Annotated in this window: 15 protein-coding genes; 14 read left to right on the top strand and 1 reads right to left on the bottom strand. The window is 39.0% G+C overall.

Going from position 1 to position 19,360, the window contains the following annotated elements; all coding sequences use genetic code 11:
• Positions 1-14 precede the first annotated feature (14 nt).
• The 6 genes from ABD960_RS03005 (at position 15) to ABD960_RS02980 (ending at position 3,623) form a co-directional block, all read left to right on the top strand.
• The gene (locus tag ABD960_RS03005) at positions 15-1,169 is read left to right on the top strand and encodes a hypothetical protein (RefSeq protein ID WP_345329402.1); all 1,155 of its coding nucleotides are present in this window, start codon (positions 15-17) and stop codon (positions 1,167-1,169) included.
• Between the two features lie 10 nt (positions 1,170-1,179).
• The gene (locus ABD960_RS03000) at positions 1,180-1,911 is read left to right on the top strand and encodes a PRTRC system protein B (RefSeq protein ID WP_345329401.1); all 732 of its coding nucleotides are present in this window, start codon (positions 1,180-1,182) and stop codon (positions 1,909-1,911) included.
• Complete coding sequence (locus ABD960_RS02995; protein ID WP_345329400.1) at positions 1,893-2,018, top strand: hypothetical protein; 126 nt, start codon at positions 1,893-1,895, stop codon at positions 2,016-2,018. Before ABD960_RS03000 ends, ABD960_RS02995 begins: the two co-directional genes overlap by 19 nt.
• Positions 2,019-2,699, top strand: coding sequence for a PRTRC system ThiF family protein (locus ABD960_RS02990; protein ID WP_345329399.1), 681 nt, complete (start codon positions 2,019-2,021; stop codon positions 2,697-2,699).
• Positions 2,700-2,845: 146 nt separating this feature from the next.
• Positions 2,846-3,118 carry a molybdenum ABC transporter permease gene (locus ABD960_RS02985; protein ID WP_345329398.1) on the top strand — a complete coding sequence of 91 codons (273 nt, stop codon included), beginning with the start codon at positions 2,846-2,848 and terminating at the stop codon, positions 3,116-3,118.
• Positions 3,119-3,407: 289 nt separating this feature from the next.
• Positions 3,408-3,623, top strand: a complete 216-nt coding sequence (locus ABD960_RS02980) for a hypothetical protein (protein WP_345329397.1) — start codon at positions 3,408-3,410, stop codon at positions 3,621-3,623.
• A gap of 12 nt (positions 3,624-3,635) precedes the next feature.
• On the opposite strand, the gene ABD960_RS02975 is transcribed toward ABD960_RS02980, so the two are convergent.
• Positions 3,636-3,932 carry a hypothetical protein gene (locus ABD960_RS02975; protein WP_345329396.1) on the bottom strand — a complete coding sequence of 99 codons (297 nt, stop codon included), beginning with the start codon at positions 3,930-3,932 and terminating at the stop codon, positions 3,636-3,638.
• A 632-nt stretch (positions 3,933-4,564) separates the two neighbouring features.
• Between ABD960_RS02975 and ABD960_RS02970 the strand changes: the two genes are divergently transcribed.
• The 8 genes from ABD960_RS02970 to ABD960_RS02935 all read left to right on the top strand — a co-directional run bounded on the left by ABD960_RS02970 (position 4,565) and on the right by ABD960_RS02935 (position 19,344).
• Positions 4,565-4,954: a plasmid mobilization protein gene (locus ABD960_RS02970; RefSeq protein ID WP_345329395.1), complete on the top strand. Its 390-nt coding sequence runs from the start codon at positions 4,565-4,567 to the stop codon at positions 4,952-4,954.
• On the top strand, positions 4,942-6,195 hold the full coding sequence (locus tag ABD960_RS02965) for a relaxase/mobilization nuclease domain-containing protein (RefSeq protein ID WP_345329394.1): 1,254 nt from the start codon (positions 4,942-4,944) through the stop codon (positions 6,193-6,195). The genes ABD960_RS02970 and ABD960_RS02965 overlap by 13 nt, the downstream gene beginning before the upstream one ends.
• A 12-nt stretch (positions 6,196-6,207) precedes the next feature.
• A complete protein-coding gene (gene mobC / locus ABD960_RS02960) occupies positions 6,208-8,211 on the top strand; it encodes a conjugal transfer protein MobC (RefSeq protein WP_345329393.1) in 2,004 nt (667 codons plus the stop codon).
• A 195-nt stretch (positions 8,212-8,406) separates the two neighbouring features.
• A complete protein-coding gene (locus ABD960_RS02955) occupies positions 8,407-11,802 on the top strand; it encodes an SIR2 family protein (protein ID WP_345329392.1) in 3,396 nt (1,131 codons plus the stop codon).
• 5 nt (positions 11,803-11,807) lie between these two features.
• On the top strand, positions 11,808-12,701 hold the full coding sequence (locus ABD960_RS02950) for a hypothetical protein (protein ID WP_345329391.1): 894 nt from the start codon (positions 11,808-11,810) through the stop codon (positions 12,699-12,701).
• Between the two features lie 634 nt (positions 12,702-13,335).
• Positions 13,336-16,092 (top strand): class I SAM-dependent DNA methyltransferase, encoded by a 2,757-nt coding sequence (locus tag ABD960_RS02945; RefSeq protein WP_345329390.1) that lies wholly within the window; start codon positions 13,336-13,338, stop codon positions 16,090-16,092.
• Positions 16,089-18,140 carry a DEAD/DEAH box helicase gene (locus ABD960_RS02940; protein ID WP_345329389.1) on the top strand — a complete coding sequence of 684 codons (2,052 nt, stop codon included), beginning with the start codon at positions 16,089-16,091 and terminating at the stop codon, positions 18,138-18,140. Before ABD960_RS02945 ends, ABD960_RS02940 begins: the two co-directional genes overlap by 4 nt.
• Positions 18,133-19,344: a GIY-YIG nuclease family protein gene (locus ABD960_RS02935; protein WP_345329388.1), complete on the top strand. Its 1,212-nt coding sequence runs from the start codon at positions 18,133-18,135 to the stop codon at positions 19,342-19,344. The genes ABD960_RS02940 and ABD960_RS02935 overlap by 8 nt, the downstream gene beginning before the upstream one ends.
• Positions 19,345-19,360: the final 16 nt, after the last annotated feature.

The following is a 19,360-nucleotide window of genomic DNA, read 5'->3' as shown; positions in this document are numbered from 1 at the left end:
TAAATTCTAAAGCAATGGATTATGCAACCACATATCATAGCAGGAATGGTCAAACCGCTGGCAGCACCGAAACAGCGGGAACTTTACGAGCAGTTAGCCAAGTTCACCGATTGGATGAACAGGCCAAAAGATGCCGCAGAAATACAAAAAGACAGCAAAAAAGCGGTGCCGGTATCTCAACTGCCGATGCTTTTTTAAAAACACGCTTTTTGCCTAAATTAAAATTGACTGCACAGGAATTACCAGTTATGGAGGCAGGGACTTTTTATAAGTCCCTTGCCCAACTGACAAGGCATTATGGCATTGAACCAATGCCGACCCATGACTACAATTTTCCTTACAACGTAACACTTGCGCTTTGGGATTTGCAAATACAACTGAAAGCTAAAGTCAGGGATTGGGATAACATAGGACTTATACAAACCGAAAACAAGATTTTTATTGAGACGGAAGAACGTTGCGATACCGGAAGAAACCTGTATTATATTCCCGTAGTACCACTTTACAGGATGCTGCACCACAAATCATATAAGCATGCAGCCCACCTCTTGACTTCTGTATGTGCGTACCTGTATCATGTAGCGGATATTCCCTACTATACACAGGAAGACAGCTACCTGTACTGGCAATATGAAATGCTGTCTGATTGGGTGGATGAAGATGAAGAAAGCGACATAACCGAAATTTACAAAAGGGAGTTAAAGCAAGCCAAATGGATAGGTGAAGCGATAGAACAAAAACTCTTTAACCGTGCCAGTCTATCACAGTTACGACCCCGTGTAGAAAATTTTACAGTCCGCAATGACTTTGAACGGCAATGTTTGGATGTGGCAGCAGAGGCCCTTAACCTTTATACTCAATATCCAACAGAATGCTATTGCAGAAACGTGCGGCATACAGTTACAACAGATGAGGACGAAGACAATGAGGAAGCAGAGAATACACTAAGCATAGACAAGTATGTATCTTTTTTTGCGGACGGTTCAGGGTGGCTCTATGACAGCCTGATGGAAATGGTTAATAACGAGTTTAACGAGTATGGCTATACAGAAGAACCTGTAATCTGTAAACAGTTTAATGGAAATAAGTTGCCGGACGATACACTTGAGTTTGAAAACCGCCTGTTTAACCTCATAGATGACCTCACGTATATTTTGTATCACTATTAAATGACGAGTTATGGAAAACGATATAAAATCAGCCTTCGGAACGTTGTACCATCCTATAACAGCACTGGTATTTTACCGCTCTGAAGACTTGTTAAAAGGTAGTTACGTGGAGTGTTTTGATATGGACAGGAATGGCCTGCCCGTAAATGCCCACCCCCTGACCGTTCGTGAAGCCGGACGCCTTGCGCAGTCCCTGCGGGTAGCCAAAGAAACAGAAACGCCCGTACTCAAATCTGATGGCATCATGGCCGCAAATATTTTGCAGGTGGACACTTCCGCTAACCGCGTTGTATGGTACACAAAAGCAATGCAACAGAACTTTTACTTCAGGGACGGCTTAGGCATCCCAAATGGCAGGGCAAACGTTCCGGCACTACTGTGGGTTGCCGACAGAAATAGTCTTAACATTTACGCCCTTAAAAGCAACAGGCGGCCAAAAGATAGTACACCGTTATATCATGCTCCGTTTTTTAATGTGTACGCAGATGGAAATGTTTGTATGGGAACGGTGGACGTGCGCATTAAGAAAACTGCATCCCTCAAAGAATTTACAACAGCATGGGAAGGCTATTTTTTTAACAGCTATTTCAGTCACTTAGTGAATGAACATAATCCTGTTAATGGTAACTGTGTGTCCCTATGGAAAAGCCTTATAGAAAACGGAGAAGATTTTCCGAAAGACCGCCTGATTGTCACTAAAAGAACCATCAAAAAATTACTCCTATGGACAGCGAAAAAATAAAGGTACACTTTACAGATACCAATCTGATTAATGCAACCAACCCTGTTACGGTGAACCTGATAGGCGCAGGCGGTACAGGCTCTAAAGTGCTTACTGCACTTATATAAATGAATGATAGCCTGATTGCTCTGGGCCATGCGGGTTTGATGGTGAGGCTTTGGGACGATGATATAGTGACGACAGCTAATTTAGGCAGGCAGCGATTTGCAGAATGCGAAACAGGATTATATAAGTCTGTGGCGCTCATCAACCGTGCTAACAGGTGGTCAGGCACGAACTGGAAAGCGGAAACCGTCAGGTTTCAGAAAGATGTTACAGGCAGGCCTCCTGAACATTATGAAGCCTGCATTTATCTATCATGCGTGGACACCGTGCAGGCACGATTTGCCATTGCTGAGATATTAACTCTGATGTGTGACCGTAGCAGCTATTTCAATACCCCTAAATATTGGATGGACTATGGTAACAGCCAGTACTCCGGTCAGGTTATTCTGTCCACCATCGGCAATATCAGACAACCTAATTCTAAGAAATACGATGTTGTAGCAAAACTGCCTTTTGTCACCGAGGAATTTGGCGACCTGCTCCGGCAGTCCGAAGAAACGGACGATACGCCGAGCTGCTCACTTGCTGAAGCTTTGGAAAGACAGGATTTATATATCAATTCATCTTTGGCGCAGATGGGAAGCTCTTTATTGTGGAGTTTGTTTAGAAACGGATTGACAGCATATAAAGGCTTTTTTTTAAACCTGAAAGATTTCAGATCACAGCCTATTCCTGTTGCCTGAGAATACCTGTCCCCGCTACCGCGGGGACTTCTTTCTTTGTTTCCGAACACGACAAAGAAAGAAGCAAAGAAAACGTTGGACGGGAAAGATTTTTGCTGCATTTAATGAAACCTATCAATCGTTAAATAAAAATAATGGAGGTGAGTATGGTACTTATTTTAGGCATTATCCTGACAGTTGTAGGTTATATCCTGCGATACCAGGTCAACAGGAGAAAATTTTACCGGAGAAATGCTGCCGGAGTAGAACTATTTAAGACGTATGCCGGTTATAGAGTGACCACCAAAGTGGAAGGGTTACTCAAACTCATTGGCTTTGTCCTGATCTTCGCCGGGCTATTTTTCATTGCTGTACATTTTTTTAATAACAACATGGCAAGGCATTACAGGGATAAGGCTGCAAAAGAAAGAAGTAAATAATACTTGTAATTCGATAATAACGAGTAAGGCGCCTCATTAACAGGGCGCCTTTGCTTTTTCGGTGGTGTTTAAAAATGAATTATTTTGCACACCTATAAAATATTGTTCAGCGTATTGCTCAGTGTCCAACTGATAAAAACTTAGGAACTTTTTTGAGACAGGACACAGGTGATTACGCTCGCGCTATGGCGCGGGTGCACTTGTGTTTTCAGGCTTCCTAAGTGCCTATCAGTTCAAGTTGCCCCGCGTTCTTTTTATGCAACCCAAGCTGAGTGACTAAACTCTTTGTATGACCCCTAAAAATGAATACCCTGGCCTGCTATATAAGGCTGATGAACTCTATAAATTCAAACAAACACTGGAATTGTTTTCCATAATGCTGAAAGAAGGTTTTGAGAACCGGATTATTCATTTTGAACCCGCAGCGCCGGATGATTTCAGGGTATGGCTGATGAGCCATAAAATTATAGACATCGGGCCTGAAGACCCGAAGTCTATAATGTAAAAAGTTGGGCCGTTACTCCTTACGGGAACCGCCCAGAGAAGTTAGTTTGATGCTGACATCTGTCATTTCAGATTTGCTCAAAATCTCATCTGCATACACACCCAATTCCTTCAGATTTTCTGCTGATAAATTGTCTAAAATAATACCTGCTTTTTCGCCTTCTTTTCCTGCTGTCGATTTCTTGATCAGGCATCCCAAAAGGAGTGCATCTTTCCGGCTTAAATTAAGGTTTACTTTGACCTTTTCATTCATCCCTGGCATGCTTAGTAGCGCATCATACACACCAGCCAACTCATTTGTACTTAGCATAAATTTTCTTTTAAGTGAATAATAAAATTATCAGTACAAATCTACCGGTTACAACCTTCGCCATCCTACTCAAAATATGGCGGGGTTGTGTAAGTCATATCGCATGTTTCTACCTTAGCTTTCGGATTAAGTGAGAACGAAAATGAGAGGTTATGAAATGCTCTGAAAGAACACCTGAAACGGGCTTGTTCATCATAATAAAATGGTGCAGGCTGAAAGTACCTGTCCGGCTGCTAACAGCTAAAAACAGGTTTATTACACACCGACAAAATTGCAGACAGGTAAATAGTGATAAGATTCCTTACCCGTTAAACGGACAATCTGCACACAATCCCACCGATAGATCATCTTGTCAGGAAAGGCTGTTTGGTAATCTGATTTATACTTCAACATCAGGAATGCCCGCACTCAGAATATCGGTCAAATTGGAGCTTTCTACCCATAGTTGGCTGAAGCTAACAGGAATTGCCATAAGTCCTCCAGTACAGAAAGCTGCTTCCCGGATTGCGAGGTAGCTGCAATCGGCAAGATGTCCGGTTGTATCACACAACCGCAATCTTGCCGCCCTCACTCCGAAGTCGTGGGCGGTATGAGTTCCTTAATCCAAGTGAAAATGTGTAAACGATAAGTGTATGGAAAAGCAACAGGATTTCAGAAAAAAGTGGCTGCACATCCGCCTGACAGATAGTGAGCATGATACTATTAGCAAGAATTTCAGGAAGACTACCTGCCGGAAATTGAGCGATTACGCCCGCCATGTGTTGCTCGGCAAACCGGTTATTGCCACTTACCGAGACAAATCTTTAGATGACCTTATGGCAGAAGCCATCCTGCTCAGGAAGGAGTTAAACAACATCGGCAACAACTTTAATCAAGCGGTAAAAAGGCTGCATACAATCGATAAATCGGATGATGCCCTAAAGCTTATCCGTTCCTGGGAACAGGGTAAAACGCTTGTTGAAAACAAGGTTGCAGAGATCAAAGATTACATTGAAAAAATAGCTTCACAATGGTTGCAGTAATCAAATCCGGACACTCGATCAGGCGCATTTTTAACTACAACGAACTAAAGTTAAAAGAAGGAAAAGCGGAATTGCTTTGCGCCCAAAATTATCCTTTGGACACAGAAAAATTAAGTGCTGCACAGCGGTTAAATATGCTGCTGAAACAGGCAGAGTTGAACAAGAATGTGACCCGCAACAGTATCCATATTTCGCTCAATTTTGACCCGTCGGAAACGGCGCTTACTAAGCCTATACTAACTGAAATTGCATCGGCCTATATGGAGCGCATCGGGTTTGGTGACCAGCCATATTTAGTGTACCAGCATCACGATGCCGGTCATCCGCACCTGCACCTCGTATCATTAAAAATTAAAGCTGACGGTTCAAGAATAGACACGCAGAATATCGGCAGAAAATTGTCGGAACCGGCACGCAAAGAACTGGAGCAGGAGTATAACCTTGTACGGGCAGAAGACCAGGCAAAAAAGGACTACAAAATTAAATCTGCTTACTCAGCTAAAATAGAATACGGCAAGTCAGAATCCCGGCGTTCCATTGCCAACGTCCTGGATGCTGTTCTGCCGTCTTATAAATACAAATCGCTGCCAGAGTTGAACGCGATCCTGCGCCAGTATAATGTTATTGCAGACCGTGGACTGAAAGATTCCAGTACCTATCGCAACGGCGGTTTATTCTATAAGATCATTGACCGAGATGGTACTCCGGTAGGTGTGCCAGTAAAGGCCAGCTTATTCCATAGCCAGCCAACACTGAAATTCCTCGAAAAACGCTTTGAGAACGCACCAGCAGATAATCTAAAGACGAGAATAAAGAATGCTATAGAGCTGTCGCTCCTCAAATCACCACGGCAGTCCCTGCAGTCCCTTGCTGACAATTTAATAAAGGATGGTATATACCTCGCTGTCCGCCAAAATGAAGATGGTATTATTTACGGGCTGACCTACGTTGATAATGTAAACCGGTGCGTATTCAATGGCAGCGATCTTGGCAAAGCCTACAGCGCAAAAGGACTTTTAGAAAGACTCTCAACCATCAACCAACCTGGAGTAAAACAGGAGCAAGTATCTCGTCAACAGCAACTGTTTACAAAAGAAGAGGCCGAGCAACAAAGTAAACCCTCAGGCAGTGAAATAATGGACGCCTTGCTGCATCAGGAGACAGGTGGCGATTATGTTCCATACCCATTTAAAAAGACCCGCAAAAAGAAAAAAAGAAGAAATCTATCGAATAATAACTAAAAATTTTCAGTCATGGCACATACCGGAGAAAATGAACAAGCGTTGAGGAAAATTCTTGACATGACCAGGTTGATAGCAATCACAATACTTGTATTGCATTTTTATTATTACTGTTACGCCGCCTTTGTCGAGTGGCGGTTTACAATGGAATTCACAGACCGTCTTATGGGTAATATCAGGAATACCGGTCTGTTTAATAAATTTCATAACAGCAAGCTAATTGCGCTTGGCGTGCTGACCATATCACTCATCGGCGCAAGAGGAAAGAAAGACGATAAACTCAACTTTAAAAAAGCAGCCGCCTACCTGTTGACCGGCTTATTATTGTACTTTATCAGCTACCTGTCACTGCTGCTTAAAATGCCGGTAACCACGGTTGGAATTATTTACATGACTATTACCGGAACAGGATTTTTATTGATCCTTACAGGCGGTACCTTACTGTCGCGCATTATACGCTCGTCGTTTAATAACAAGGATATTTTTAACAAGGAAAACGAGACGTTTCCACAAGAAGAACGGAAGCTGGAAAATGAGTTTTCCATTAACCTTCCAGCTAAGTACCAGCTTAAAAGCAAAACGAGGGACAGTTGGATAAATATCATCAATCCGTTCCGTGCTGTACTGGTGTTGGGCAGCCCTGGTGCCGGTAAGTCTTACTTTGTGATCCGGCATATCATTACACAGCATATCAGGAAAGGGTTCACCATGTTCGTCTATGATTTTAAGTTCGATGATCTTACCCGCATTGCCTATAACACATGGCTGAATAACAAGTCGGCTTACAAGGTGGTGCCGAAGTTTTACAACATAAATTTTGACGACCTGACGAGAACTAACCGGTGCAATCCTTTAGACCCATCGGGCATGCTGGATATAACTGATGCAACCGAATCGGCCCGGACAATCCTGATGGGTTTAAATCGGGAATGGATTAAGCGCCAGGGCGACTTCTTCGTTGAAAGCCCTATCAACTTTTTGTCTGCTATCATCTGGTTTTTGCGCAAGTTCAATGACGGTGAGTTCTGTACGCTTCCGCATGTAATCGAACTAATGCAGACGGACTACGAAAATCTTTTTACCATCCTTCGTACCGAAAAGGAAATAGAGGTGTTGATCAATCCCTTCGTAAATGCTTTTCTCAATGATGCTACCGAACAACTGGAGGGGCAGATCGCATCTGCAAAAGTAGCAATGGCACGCCTGGCATCACCGCAGCTGTATTATGTTCTATCTGGAAATGAGTTCAAACTGGACATCAATAATCCCGATGATCCAAAGATTTTGTGTGTTGGCAACAACCCTCAGAAAATACAGATCTACGGAGCAGTCTTGTCTTTGTATGTTAACCGCCTGGTTAAACTGGTGAATAAAAAAGGGAAACAAAAAAGCAGCCTGGTGTTTGACGAGTTTCCTACCATTTACTTAAATAATATAGATAGTCTGATTGCAACGGCACGCAGCAACAAAGTAGCTACTTGCCTCGGCGTTCAGGACTTCAGCCAGCTCCGTAAAGACTACGGAAAAGAACAGGCAGATGTAATTATGAACATCACCGGGAACATTGTTAGCGGCCAGGTGACCGGCGACACAGCCAAACAACTGAGTGAGCGTTTTGGGAAGATTATGCAGGAGCGGGAAAGCTTATCTATTAATAGTAATGACACCTCCATCAGCAAGTCAAAACAGCTGGAGAGTGCGGTACCACCGAGTAAAATCTCAGCACTTTCATCTGGTGAGTTTGTTGGAATGGTAGCGGACGATCCTGATAATAAAATTGATCTTAAAACTTTTCATTGCAGTATTGTCAATGATCATGACGCGCTGAAGCGTGAAACAGATGCTTACAAAGAATTACCGGAGCTACGGAAGCTGGATAATAGTATGGTACAGCGAAATTATTTGCAAATTAAAGACGATGTTGACCAGATCGTTCAGTCCGTTATGGACCGGGTATTGAATGATCCGGGATTAAAGCATCTTATGGTTAATAAAAAAGAAAATGGAACCCATTAAGTTGTATTAGCAAATGATTTTTATATTAGCTGCATACTTCCATGCACTCGCATGGATTTGTGATAAGGTTTAGGTTTAAGCCCGAAAACAGCGAGTGTTTTCGGGCTTTCTTAACTTATAATTTAAATTCGTTATTCCTCAAATACGAGTCGAACACGCCTCAACTAATTCACTATATTTCGTTATTATTGAAGTATGATTGAGGACGTAATTAAAAGAATTGAAGAAGGCCCGGCAGTATTGTTTGTGGGTCAAGCATATTTACAAAAAGACACAGGCTTAGATGTTTTTTTGTCAAAAACAATCAAAAAATATTCGTCTTCAAATCCTAATCTCAGTCTCTCGGATTATAATTCTCTCATGCCACTTAATCTTAGCAAGGATTATGAGAGTGTATCATCTTGGATGTCCAACCTTTGTAAAAGCATTTCGGTACCAGAGTGGCTTTATAAGGTCGCAGAAATTCCATGGTCTGCTGTATATACAACGGCGTTTGACACCGTTATAGAACGCGCTTTTATAAATGATTGGCGGACGGTTCAACCGATTACGGATGAAAAATTTCGAGTTCCAGATCCGAGGAATAAACAAACACTCCATCTAACTTATCTATTGGGGAGTATCTCTGAAACAGATATTAGCAAAAGGCCCCCTTTCAACAAGCTTGAACTCACCAGAAGAAAAAATGCTTTTAATCCGCTATTACAGAAATTGCCTCAAATAATTACACCGAAGGGTATATTAGTTATTGAGGCGTATAAGTTAACCGATCAATTAAGTATTGAAGAATTATACCCTGTTATATCGGGTTTGGGAAATGGACAAGTATTATTATGTAGCTCGACAAAAGAAATTATTGAAAATGAATTTATTGCAGAATTAATTAAGAACAATAAGGTTGTTGCTGTAAAAGAAACTCTTTCGGAATTGATTGGAAACTGGGAAGCAAATGGTCGACTGAATTTTGTTACGAGCGAAGCTACTACAAGTTATGGGCGCTGGGTGACTATAAATGAAAAGAAGATTAAGCTTCCCCAAGAGCTGGTTAGTAGAATTTCGAAATCAGCAACAGTCATTGAGGATAGTTATTTTTACAGTAAAGTCGAAAATTCAGAGGACGATCGGTATTTTGATTTTAGAAGATTTTTGTCATCCACCAATTCTTCCCCATTTTGGGCAGGATACCCGCAGGGATTTGCATTTAAAAGAACTTCTTATACCGTATTAAAGGGAATGGTAATTAAGAGTTTAAAAGGTGGAGAATATAAGGAAATCCCATTTATTTTATATGGTCAATCGAGTAGTGGCAAAACTACTTCTTTGGGTTTATTAGCGTATGAACTATATATTGAATTACATTGCCCAGTTCTTTTCATAGAAAAACGGTATCAGAAGGTTGACGACCTAGACATCGATTATTTTTGCAAATGGGCAGAGGATCATAATGCAAAATTTACCGTAGTTATTTGGGATGGCATGCTTGAGCCAGATAATTATTTTCGCTTTCTAAAACGGTTAAATACACGTGGAAGAAAGGTAATATTAGTTGGTAGCAGTTATGCTTCTGGCAAAATTAATCCACAGGCTAATAATTATGTTGAATCTCCAATAGCACTAAGCGCTGATGAAAAACAGGACTTCATCACATTTTTGAGTAAAATCAACCCATTAATAGCGACTAATATAGCTTCCGTTAAGGATCAAAACCTATTGGCAATGTTATATAGATACTTGCCTGAATCCCGTTTTGCTATAAAGCAAGGGCTTAAAAATGAGTTTGATTTTTTCTCTGATTTCCTTTCGAATAATGACGTTGAGGAAAATTCTAAAAATAAAGAATCTTTCTACTCAAACCTTAAACAGTCTGGAATCATTGATGATACTTCATTAGCCGAATTAAATGAATCTGATACCGATGCAGATGATGTTAGCCTGGCTGACCAGCTAATATTTTCCATTATGGTACCTGGGAAGTATGGCTTGAACGTTCCATTTGAGTTATTACTTAGTACTATTGGTTATAAGACATTTTCTTCTGACTTGTTTTACGCATTAAATGAAGTAAAATTAATTGAATGGTATGAGGACAATCAAGGCGACTTTTTGCTTGGCCCCAGAACTGCTTTGGAAGCCAAAATTCTCACATCTTTTTTGGGGGGCAAATCGGAAGAAATTACTTATATAATTAGGCTTTTAAGAAACATATCATCTTCCGATTTTATTTCCTATGGTCCTGAAACCAACCCTGAAATCCAATTTGCAGTAGAACTTTTGAGTAAAATAGGGCCCAATTCTCAAGAGAATTTTTATGAATTTCTATATCAATTGACGGATGAATTAAGATACTTACGTGAAAACGACTTTGCATATCATCCAAGATTGATTTTGAAAGAAGCTTCTTTCTTAAGAGAAATTGTCAAGCAAAATTTTGAATTGCCTGAACCTGTCATAACAATATTAGATCGCGCAGAAAATATTGTAAGTGATGCTCTATATCAACTCAGGGATTATAAGGAACGAACAATAAACACCTATTTGAGAGTTGAATTAGCTGCTATTTTAGGGACAAAGATTAAGCAGTTTTTACGCTCTGGTAATAATAGACAAGCGATTGAAACCTATGACTTGCTAAAAGAGACTTTTAATTACGCGTTTGCGTCAAACCCAGAAAATTATCAAGCATTGGATGTATTTGCTTGGGCAACGGAAGATTTATTAAAGGCAGACATATTGGACGAAGTTGCCACCATTAATGCTCAAACATATCTAAGTACACTTTTTGAATTAGTAGAAGTAGAGGGTGTAAGTGATCAGAACATCGAAGACTTTTATCGAAGAAAGTTGAGTTTTTATGAACTTGTAGGAAATCAAAAAATTGCAGATGAAACTTTTAACTTTTTACGAGTAAGTGGATATGCATCCGGCTTTTACCTCCGCGCAAAAGCATTGTTAAATGACGTATCATCTGTTGGAGTGGGTTCGATAAGCGACAAAGATGCTTCCAAGTATTCCGAAGCAGCCTTATATCTCAAAAGCCATTTGTTAGATATTAAGGGCGATGGAAAATGTCTTTTTTTATTACTAAAATGCTGGTGGATTTCAAAAGCAAAAAAGAACTTCTTTGCAGATGAAAAGCAAGTCTTGAAATTTACTATTGAGGACTGGGATTTTTGTTCACTTTTGGTTAATGCGCTATTGACTCAAGATGAGATTTATCAGTCAGCAACGATATATTACATAAAAGGTGTAATTGAATTTCACCAAGGTTTAATCAAGGATTCGCTCAAAACTTTCAAAATTCTGGATGCTGAAACAAATTTTTCATTATACGGCAGACGAAGGTTAGCTAAAACTTTTCTTTCGTCAAATCCTGATGGATCGCCTAAAGAATACTCAGGAAGGATCAGCCGGTCTGTTTCTTATGCTCAAGGTCAAAAACGTGGAGACATATATATTTATGAAATTCAAGCCTATGTTCCATTTTTGTTACCTGATTTTAGTAAGAACTACTTTCAAGAAGGTGAAAAGATTTCAAGACTTTATATAGCATTTAATTTTAGGGGACCTATTGCAATACCTGCTAAAAATTAATGCGTATGCAAGTATTGATAGAAAAACATACACGCATTAAATCATTAGTTAGTGTAATTAATGATTTAACCACAAATATCAGCAATAGCCAGCTCTTATTTTTTAAAGATATTACTGTAACGATGAGTGATGGAAGCGAGGAGCTTTTTTTCAGAACTCTTATAAATTGGCTCTATGCTTTGTTGTATGAAGCATCGGCCAGGAATATAACTTTTATCAAAAACAAATTCAACTTATATGGCATTAGCGAATCAACTGACATACTTATAGCCATACAAGTTATAAGAACAGTTTTAAATCACAATTTAGACTTGACTGAAGCAAGTAACATTAAAAAGAAAAATTTTTATGATGCTTGGTTCAATTCAAAAATTGAGAAAAGTTTTCCAACCAACAATGACGACTGGAATACTTGTTCGAATTATATTTTAGATCAAATTATTAGTCTTTTAGAATCTTTGCTCACTTGTTTGAAAGCAGTAAAAAATGACGAGAATTTCGATGATATTATCTTGCCCGCTTGGATAAATATTATCCTTAGAAATTATGGAGTATTTGAATTTGAACAAGTATTGATCAAAGTCCTGGAAAATCATGGCCTTTCCAATATTTTTGATACTAATAAAATAGCGAAAGCTCAGATTAGCAACTGGAGGAACGAATTAAACGTGCTGGCCGATGGATTTAATTTTAAACAAGAAGCCACAAGAATAATTGAAAACTACATTCACAAAAAAGATCTTTGTCCTGTTAACGGTGATGACTTAATTATGTTGGGTGCAAAAAAAGGACCCAATTTATCCAAGCTCCATAATAAGGTAAAGGAGGTCTTCTATAACGATCCTTGTCAAAAGGAGCAACTATTGCAAAGAATCATAGATATGCAATTGTTGGCTTAAATGTTATAAGAACAAAACATAGCGGTGATTTGACCATTTATGTAATACTCCGCCAAGTAATCTCCGCACTGTCATCGTGTGAATTGTCGGTATGGTAGCTGATGATCCTGATAATAAAATTGACCTCGACACTTTTCACTGCTGTATTGTCAATGACCATGACGCGCTAACGCGAGAGATTTACGGTTATAAAAGAATTATCGGTGCTTCGAAAACTGAACAATATGATACAACGAAGCTACCTGCAGATTAAAATATGACGTCGATCAAATAGTGCTGCCAGCGATTTTTAACATAAACCTTATCATATGATGAGCGAGTTAGCTTATCAATAAAATATGTTGGCAATGTAAAGAAAGTTTGATCAAATAACAGAAACCATTTGAAACCAGATCATTTATAGATTATTTAATTTTCGGCAATTAATATCTTGAACCAAGATTTACTAATTATGAAAAAAAACAGGGTTTGATAACACCAGTAATTGAAAAAACATATAGAATTGCTACGAAAAAATTGCTAATCTTGTTAGAATAAGCGCACTAATTTTCGTTTTAATTTCTAATGATTTGGATATTTTATAATGTTCAAAATCAAAGATTATTTGCTCTTAGTGTTATAGTTAATATTTAGAATGAATGCAGTAGAAATCGAAGAAGCCATATCATCGTTAGCAGAGCAACCTTTTGTTCGTGCTGAATTTCCTTTTTCGTTTTTAGCGGCTTTCGGAAATAAAGAAACCACAATAAAACGTCTGAGGACGGGAAATAATAATAAATCAGATATTGTTGGGGGCGTTTTACAGCAAAACAACATTCATATTGCTGTTTGCGATGAAGGTAGAGTAAATGAAACTTTGCTTTTATTGAAACAAAGCCCTTCAACCGTCAAAGGGAAAGTTAAATTTATTTTGGCTACTGATGGAAAGGATTTTCAGGCGGAAGATGTTTTTAGTGGAGAAACAGTAAGTTGCGAATATTCAACCTTTCATAACTATTTTGGTTTTTTTTTACCGCTTGCCGGAATTAGTACTGTAAAACAGATTCGAGAAAATGCCTTTGATATAAAGGCAACCAGTCGCTTGAATAAACTCTATATTGAGTTACTTCGCCACAATCCTGAATGGGCTTCACCTGAGCGCAGGCATGATATGAACCATTTTTTGGCTCGATTAATCTTTTGCTTTTTCGCAGAAGATACAGATATATTTCAAGGCAATGGCCTTTTCACTGATACAGTTCAAAAGATAAGTGCGAGTGATGCATCCAACACTCATGAAGTTATTAGTGAGATCTTTCGCTCGATGGATGTTAAGCAACAAGATCGGATTGAAAAGAAAATAAAAAATTGGGCAATGCCATTCCCTTACGTGAATGGACAGTTATTTTCAGGATCAACGGAAACGCCAAAATTTACAAAAATCGCACGTTCCTATCTACTGCATGTCGGTAATCTTGACTGGAAGAAAATCAACCCTGATATATTTGGTTCAATGATTCAAGCAGTTGCTGACATCGATGAACGTGGGGAATTAGGGATGCACTACACATCAGTTCCTAATATATTAAAGGTTCTAAATCCATTATTTTTAGATGATCTTAGAGAGCAATTAGCAGATGCAGGCGATAATTCGCGCAAGTTACTAAATTTACGTAAGCGTATCTCACGTATAAGAATATTCGATCCAGCTTGTGGCTCTGGAAATTTCCTTGTAATCGCTTATAAGCAATTACGTGAAATTGAGTATGAGATAAATTTACGGCGTAATGAAAACAATCAACCAACGGAAATACCTCTTACAAATTTTAGAGGGGTTGAACTTCGGGATTTTTCAGCTGAAGTTGCAAGGTTGGCTTTAATTATTGCCGAATATCAATGCGATTTACTCTATCGTGGTCAACAACTTGCATTAGCAGAATTTTTACCGTTAAATGCAGAAAATTGGATTATCTGTGGAAATTCACTTCGTTTAGATTGGTTTGGCCTGTTGGACGTAAAAGGTAAAGGTGTACAACTTTTTGGTGATGATCTTTTTAACACCCCTAAAGACCAATCGGAAATCGAGTTTGAAAATGAGGGAGGTGAATATTATATATGTGGCAATCCTCCTTATTTAGGAAGCAAAAGACAGAATGACCTTCATAAAGATGATTTAAAAAATGTTTTCGAAAAATACACGGATGATTGGAAACCGTTGGATTACGTTGCGGCTTGGTTAATTAAAGCTGCAGAATTTGGAAGTGTTTCAAATACTGCTACAGCTTTAGTAACTACTAATTCGATTTGCCAAGGGCAACAGGTTGCAATACTATGGCCGCTTATATTTCGAACAGGGCATGAAATTTCATTTGCACATACTTCATTTAAGTGGGCCAATCTGGCAACTCATAATGCCGGCGTTACAGTTGTGATAGTCGGTATTAAAAAGAACGTTAAGGGAAAACGCAAAATATTTGAAACTGACGAAAACGGAAAAAGTATAGTTCGGCAAGTAGAAAACATCAATCCGTATTTAGTATCTGGCGAAAACATAGTAGTAAAAAATAGTAAAGATCAAATTAGTAAGCTACCAGAGTTTAGCAGAGGAAATTCACCAACAGATGGTGGACACTTACTTTTAGATTCTTATGAAGTAGAATATTTAGGTTTAACTGAAGAACAGAAAGAAAAGTTTATTCGACCTTTTGTAGGCTCTCTCGAACTTATTCGAGGTATACAAAGGTTTTGCATTTGGATAGAGGATGAAAATATTCAAGAAGCCTTAAATATACCCTCTATCTATTCAAGAATACAGAAAGTTAAAGCCTTTCGACTTGAAAGTTCAAAAAAAGCCACGATCAATGCTGCAAATTGGCCGCATCGATTCGACGAAAGAAAACCTTTGCCTGAATCGCCCATAATTTGTGTTCCAGTAACAAGTTCCGAGAATAGAGAGTATTTACCAGTTGGTCTTCTAAAATCACAAACCGCCATTTCTAATTCATCCTTTGGGATGCCTTGCGAGGAGTTGTGGGTTTTGGCGCTTATAGCATCAAAAATGAATTTAATTTGGGTTGCAACTGTTTGTTCCAGAATGAGAACAGATTACCGATTTACAAATACAATGGGATGGAATACGTTTCCAGTTCCTCTTTTAACTGAAAAAAACAAATCTGATCTAACACGATGTGCAGAGGACATTCTCATCGCAAGGGAACGGCATTTTCCTGCCACCATCGCAGATTTGTACGATTCAGAAGAAATGCCAGAGGATTTGCGACGTGCGCATGAACGCAACGATGAAGTTATTGAACGTATATATATCGGGCGACAATTCAGAAATGATACTGAACGACTTCAAAAACTTTTTGACCTTTATACCAATATTACCTCTAAACCTAAGGCTTTATGAAAGAGAGAAAAGCAATTCCAACAGTTACAGTCAATTATAAAAGCACAAAAAGTTCGACGACATCAAACGAACTTGGCATGAGAGCTATGCAAGAGCGTGCGTATGAGAAGCGAGGCGAACAATATTTGCTTATAAAATCACCACCCGCATCCGGTAAAAGTCGTGCGCTGATGTTTATCGCGCTTGATAAATTAAATAATCAGGGAATTAATCAAGCTATAATAGCTGTGCCAGAAAAATCCATCGGTTCCAGCTTTGCTAATGAGCAATTAACAAAATATGGGTTTCATTATGATTGGGTTGTTGAGCCCAGATGGAATCTTTGTAACGCTCCTGGTGAGGATGGTAGCAAGGTTAATTCAGTAAAAACATTTTTAGAAAGTAACGATAAAGTTTTGGTATGTACGCATTCTACTTTTCGTTTTGCATTAGACCGATTTGGCGTAGAAATGTTTGATAATAGGCTTATAGCCGTCGATGAATTTCACCACGTCAGCGCTGATGAGGGTAATGTATTGGGTACTCAACTAAAACAACTTGTTGCAAGGGATAGCGTACATATTGTAGCAATGACTGGTTCCTATTTTCGAGGGGATGCTAATCCCGTACTAATGCCCGAAGATGAAGCTAAATTTGAAACTGTTACTTACACTTATTACGAGCAACTTAACGGATATGAATACCTAAAAACCTTGAATTTGGGCTATTATTTTTATAGTGGTGCTTACGCTGATGAGATTATAAACGTACTTAATGCTGACGAAAAAACCATTATACATATCCCGAATGTAAATAGCCGGGAAAGTATGGGTGATAAAATTAAAGAGGTTGAACATATTATAGAGGAATTAGGTAGCTGGCAAGGCATTGACCCTAAAACGGGCTTTCATTTAGTCAAAACAAAAGATGGGAGAACTTTAAAGATTGCAGACCTGGTGGACGACGACGTTGCCAAACGAAACAGGGTTGCTGCCGCTTTGAAATTACCTGAAGCAAAAAAAAACCGTGATCATGTAGATGTTATAATTGCGCTTGGCATGGCTAAAGAAGGTTTTGACTGGATTTGGTGCGAACATGCCTTGACAATCGGTTATCGCTCCAGTCTTACAGAAATTGTTCAAATTATTGGACGCGCAACGCGTGATGCCCCTAATAAAACACATGCCCGATTCACAAATTTAATCGCTGAACCCGATGCTAACGAAGGCGCGGTAACGGACGCAGTAAATGATACACTTAAAGCAATATCAGCAAGTTTGCTGATGGAACAAGTTTTGGCACCAAGATTTAATTTTACACCGAAAAGACCGCAAAACGGGCCGGTGGAAGGATATGATTACGGGGAAAATGGCTACGATCCAGAAAAGGAAAATATAGGTTTTAATGAAGAAACTGGACAATTTCAAATAGAAATTAAGGGCCTAACCTTGCCTAAGAGTAAAGACGCTGTACGTATTTGTAAGGAGGATTTGAATGAGGTTATAGCCGCTTTTGCGCAAGATAAGCAGACGATTGAACGCGGCTTGTTTGATAAAGAGTTAGTTCCACAAGAATTAACACAAGTCCGAATGGGGAAAATCATTAAAGAACGCTATCCTGAATTGGATGATGAGGATATTGAAGCTGTTCGGCAACATGCTATCGCTGCTATTAATCTTACTCAAAAAGCTAAGGAAACGCTCAATAATGATGAAGAGTTAAGCAGCCGGGGCAGCACCGCTTTAATAGATGGCGTACGCAGATTTACAATGGATGTGCGCGATCTTGATGTGGATTGGATTGACAGCATTAACCCATTCAGCGAAGCTTACTCTATTTTATCTAAAGCAATGACGGAGCAAAGTTTAAAAGCTATGGCTGAAGTCATTTCAGGAAAAAAACCAAATATTACTTTGGATGAAGCACGAGAACTTGCCAAACGAGCGTTAAAATTTAAGAAAGAAAGAGGAAGATTACCTGAAATTAAATCCGCAGATCCTTGGGAGCAGCGTATGGCACAAGGTATCGCATTTCTTGCCCGTATTAAAGCTGAAGAAAGAAATGGCTAATAAAAAAATACTTACTGAAGAAGATGATGCGCTATTGGCCGAACTCGGTATCGAGGTTGAGTTCAAGAAGCATGCAACATTTAATTCTCGTGAAGAACGAATCATAGCAGGTTTTGAAGAAATTAAAAAGTTTGTTCAAGATAATGGTCGATTGCCAGAGCATGGGGAGGATAAGGAGATTTTTGAACGATTATTCGCCATAAGACTTGATCAAATCCGAGGTAGCGAGGAAAGTAAAACTCTGCTCCAAAAATTTGACGATAAGGGGCTATTGGCTGATAATTTTCAGCCTGTATTAGATGAAACTGACGATTTAGATGATGACGAATTGCTTGCACAACTTGGTGTAGATGAAACTGAGGAAAATTCGATTACCAACTTAAAGCATGTACGTTCCCAGGCTGAAAAAAAAGCCGCTGAGGAAATTGCCAACCGTGCTATTTGTGAAGATTTCGAGCGTTTTAAACCAATGTTTGATGAAGTTAAAAACGATATTAGTTTAAAGTATCGATCCACAATCAGATTTAGAAAAGATGCAGGGTTTACCAAAACCACCATTAGAAAAGGTCAGTTTTTGATTATCGTTGGACAAATTGCTTACATAGATGATATTGGAGAAACTATAAAAGCACCGAACGGTGAAGATGACGCGCGATTAAGGGTGATTTATGATAACGGTACTGAAAGTAATATTTTATTACGATCATTAATCCGCGCTATGTATAAAGACGATACAAGCCGGTTTATTACAGACCCTAATTCAGGGCCACTTTTTTCAGGAGAAAGCAGTGAAGATGATCTTGAGAGCGGGACAATTTATGTACTTAGAAGTTTGTCAGACCACCCGTTAGTTAAAGCTAATAAATCCTTAGTCCATAAAATCGGCGTGACAGGTGGTGATGTAAAGAAGCGTATTACTAACGCTAAAAATGATCCTACCTTTTTAATGGCGGACGTTGAAGTAATCGCCACTTATAAACTCGCTAATATTAATAGAGTAAAACTTGAAAAAGTCATTCATAGGTTTTTTAGTAATTCTAAATTAGAAGTTGAAATTAATGACCGATTCGGAAAACCTGTGAAAGCAAATGAATGGTTTTTGATGCCATTATTTATAATTGACCAGATGGTTGACAAAATTAAAGATGGTACAGTAAGCGACTTTTATTATGATCCATCATCAGCAGAGCTTAAAAGGCATTAGTTATTCCAGTTTAAGA

This window comes from Mucilaginibacter defluvii, from assembly GCF_039543225.1.
GTDB lineage: Bacteria > Bacteroidota > Bacteroidia > Sphingobacteriales > Sphingobacteriaceae > Mucilaginibacter > Mucilaginibacter defluvii.
This window is presented reverse-complemented; position numbering and strand designations above follow the sequence as displayed.

What these genes read in the sequence shown, in the direction of transcription:
- ABD960_RS03005 (WP_345329402.1), top strand. Translation starts at nt 15, where the DNA reads ATGGATTATGCAACCACATATCATAGCAGGAATGGTCAAACCGCTGGC.
- ABD960_RS03000 (WP_345329401.1), top strand. Translation starts at nt 1,180, where the DNA reads ATGGAAAACGATATAAAATCAGCCTTCGGAACGTTGTACCATCCTATA.
- ABD960_RS02995 (WP_345329400.1), top strand. Translation starts at nt 1,893, where the DNA reads ATGGACAGCGAAAAAATAAAGGTACACTTTACAGATACCAATCTGATT.
- ABD960_RS02990 (WP_345329399.1), top strand. Translation starts at nt 2,019, where the DNA reads ATGAATGATAGCCTGATTGCTCTGGGCCATGCGGGTTTGATGGTGAGG.
- ABD960_RS02985 (WP_345329398.1), top strand. Translation starts at nt 2,846, where the DNA reads ATGGTACTTATTTTAGGCATTATCCTGACAGTTGTAGGTTATATCCTG.
- ABD960_RS02980 (WP_345329397.1), top strand. Translation starts at nt 3,408, where the DNA reads ATGACCCCTAAAAATGAATACCCTGGCCTGCTATATAAGGCTGATGAA.
- ABD960_RS02975 (WP_345329396.1), bottom strand. Translation starts at nt 3,932, where the DNA reads ATGCTAAGTACAAATGAGTTGGCTGGTGTGTATGATGCGCTACTAAGC.
- ABD960_RS02970 (WP_345329395.1), top strand. Translation starts at nt 4,565, where the DNA reads ATGGAAAAGCAACAGGATTTCAGAAAAAAGTGGCTGCACATCCGCCTG.
- ABD960_RS02965 (WP_345329394.1), top strand. Translation starts at nt 4,942, where the DNA reads ATGGTTGCAGTAATCAAATCCGGACACTCGATCAGGCGCATTTTTAAC.
- mobC (WP_345329393.1), top strand. Translation starts at nt 6,208, where the DNA reads ATGGCACATACCGGAGAAAATGAACAAGCGTTGAGGAAAATTCTTGAC.
- ABD960_RS02955 (WP_345329392.1), top strand. Translation starts at nt 8,407, where the DNA reads ATGATTGAGGACGTAATTAAAAGAATTGAAGAAGGCCCGGCAGTATTG.
- ABD960_RS02950 (WP_345329391.1), top strand. Translation starts at nt 11,808, where the DNA reads ATGCAAGTATTGATAGAAAAACATACACGCATTAAATCATTAGTTAGT.
- ABD960_RS02945 (WP_345329390.1), top strand. Translation starts at nt 13,336, where the DNA reads ATGAATGCAGTAGAAATCGAAGAAGCCATATCATCGTTAGCAGAGCAA.
- ABD960_RS02940 (WP_345329389.1), top strand. Translation starts at nt 16,089, where the DNA reads ATGAAAGAGAGAAAAGCAATTCCAACAGTTACAGTCAATTATAAAAGC.
- ABD960_RS02935 (WP_345329388.1), top strand. Translation starts at nt 18,133, where the DNA reads ATGGCTAATAAAAAAATACTTACTGAAGAAGATGATGCGCTATTGGCC.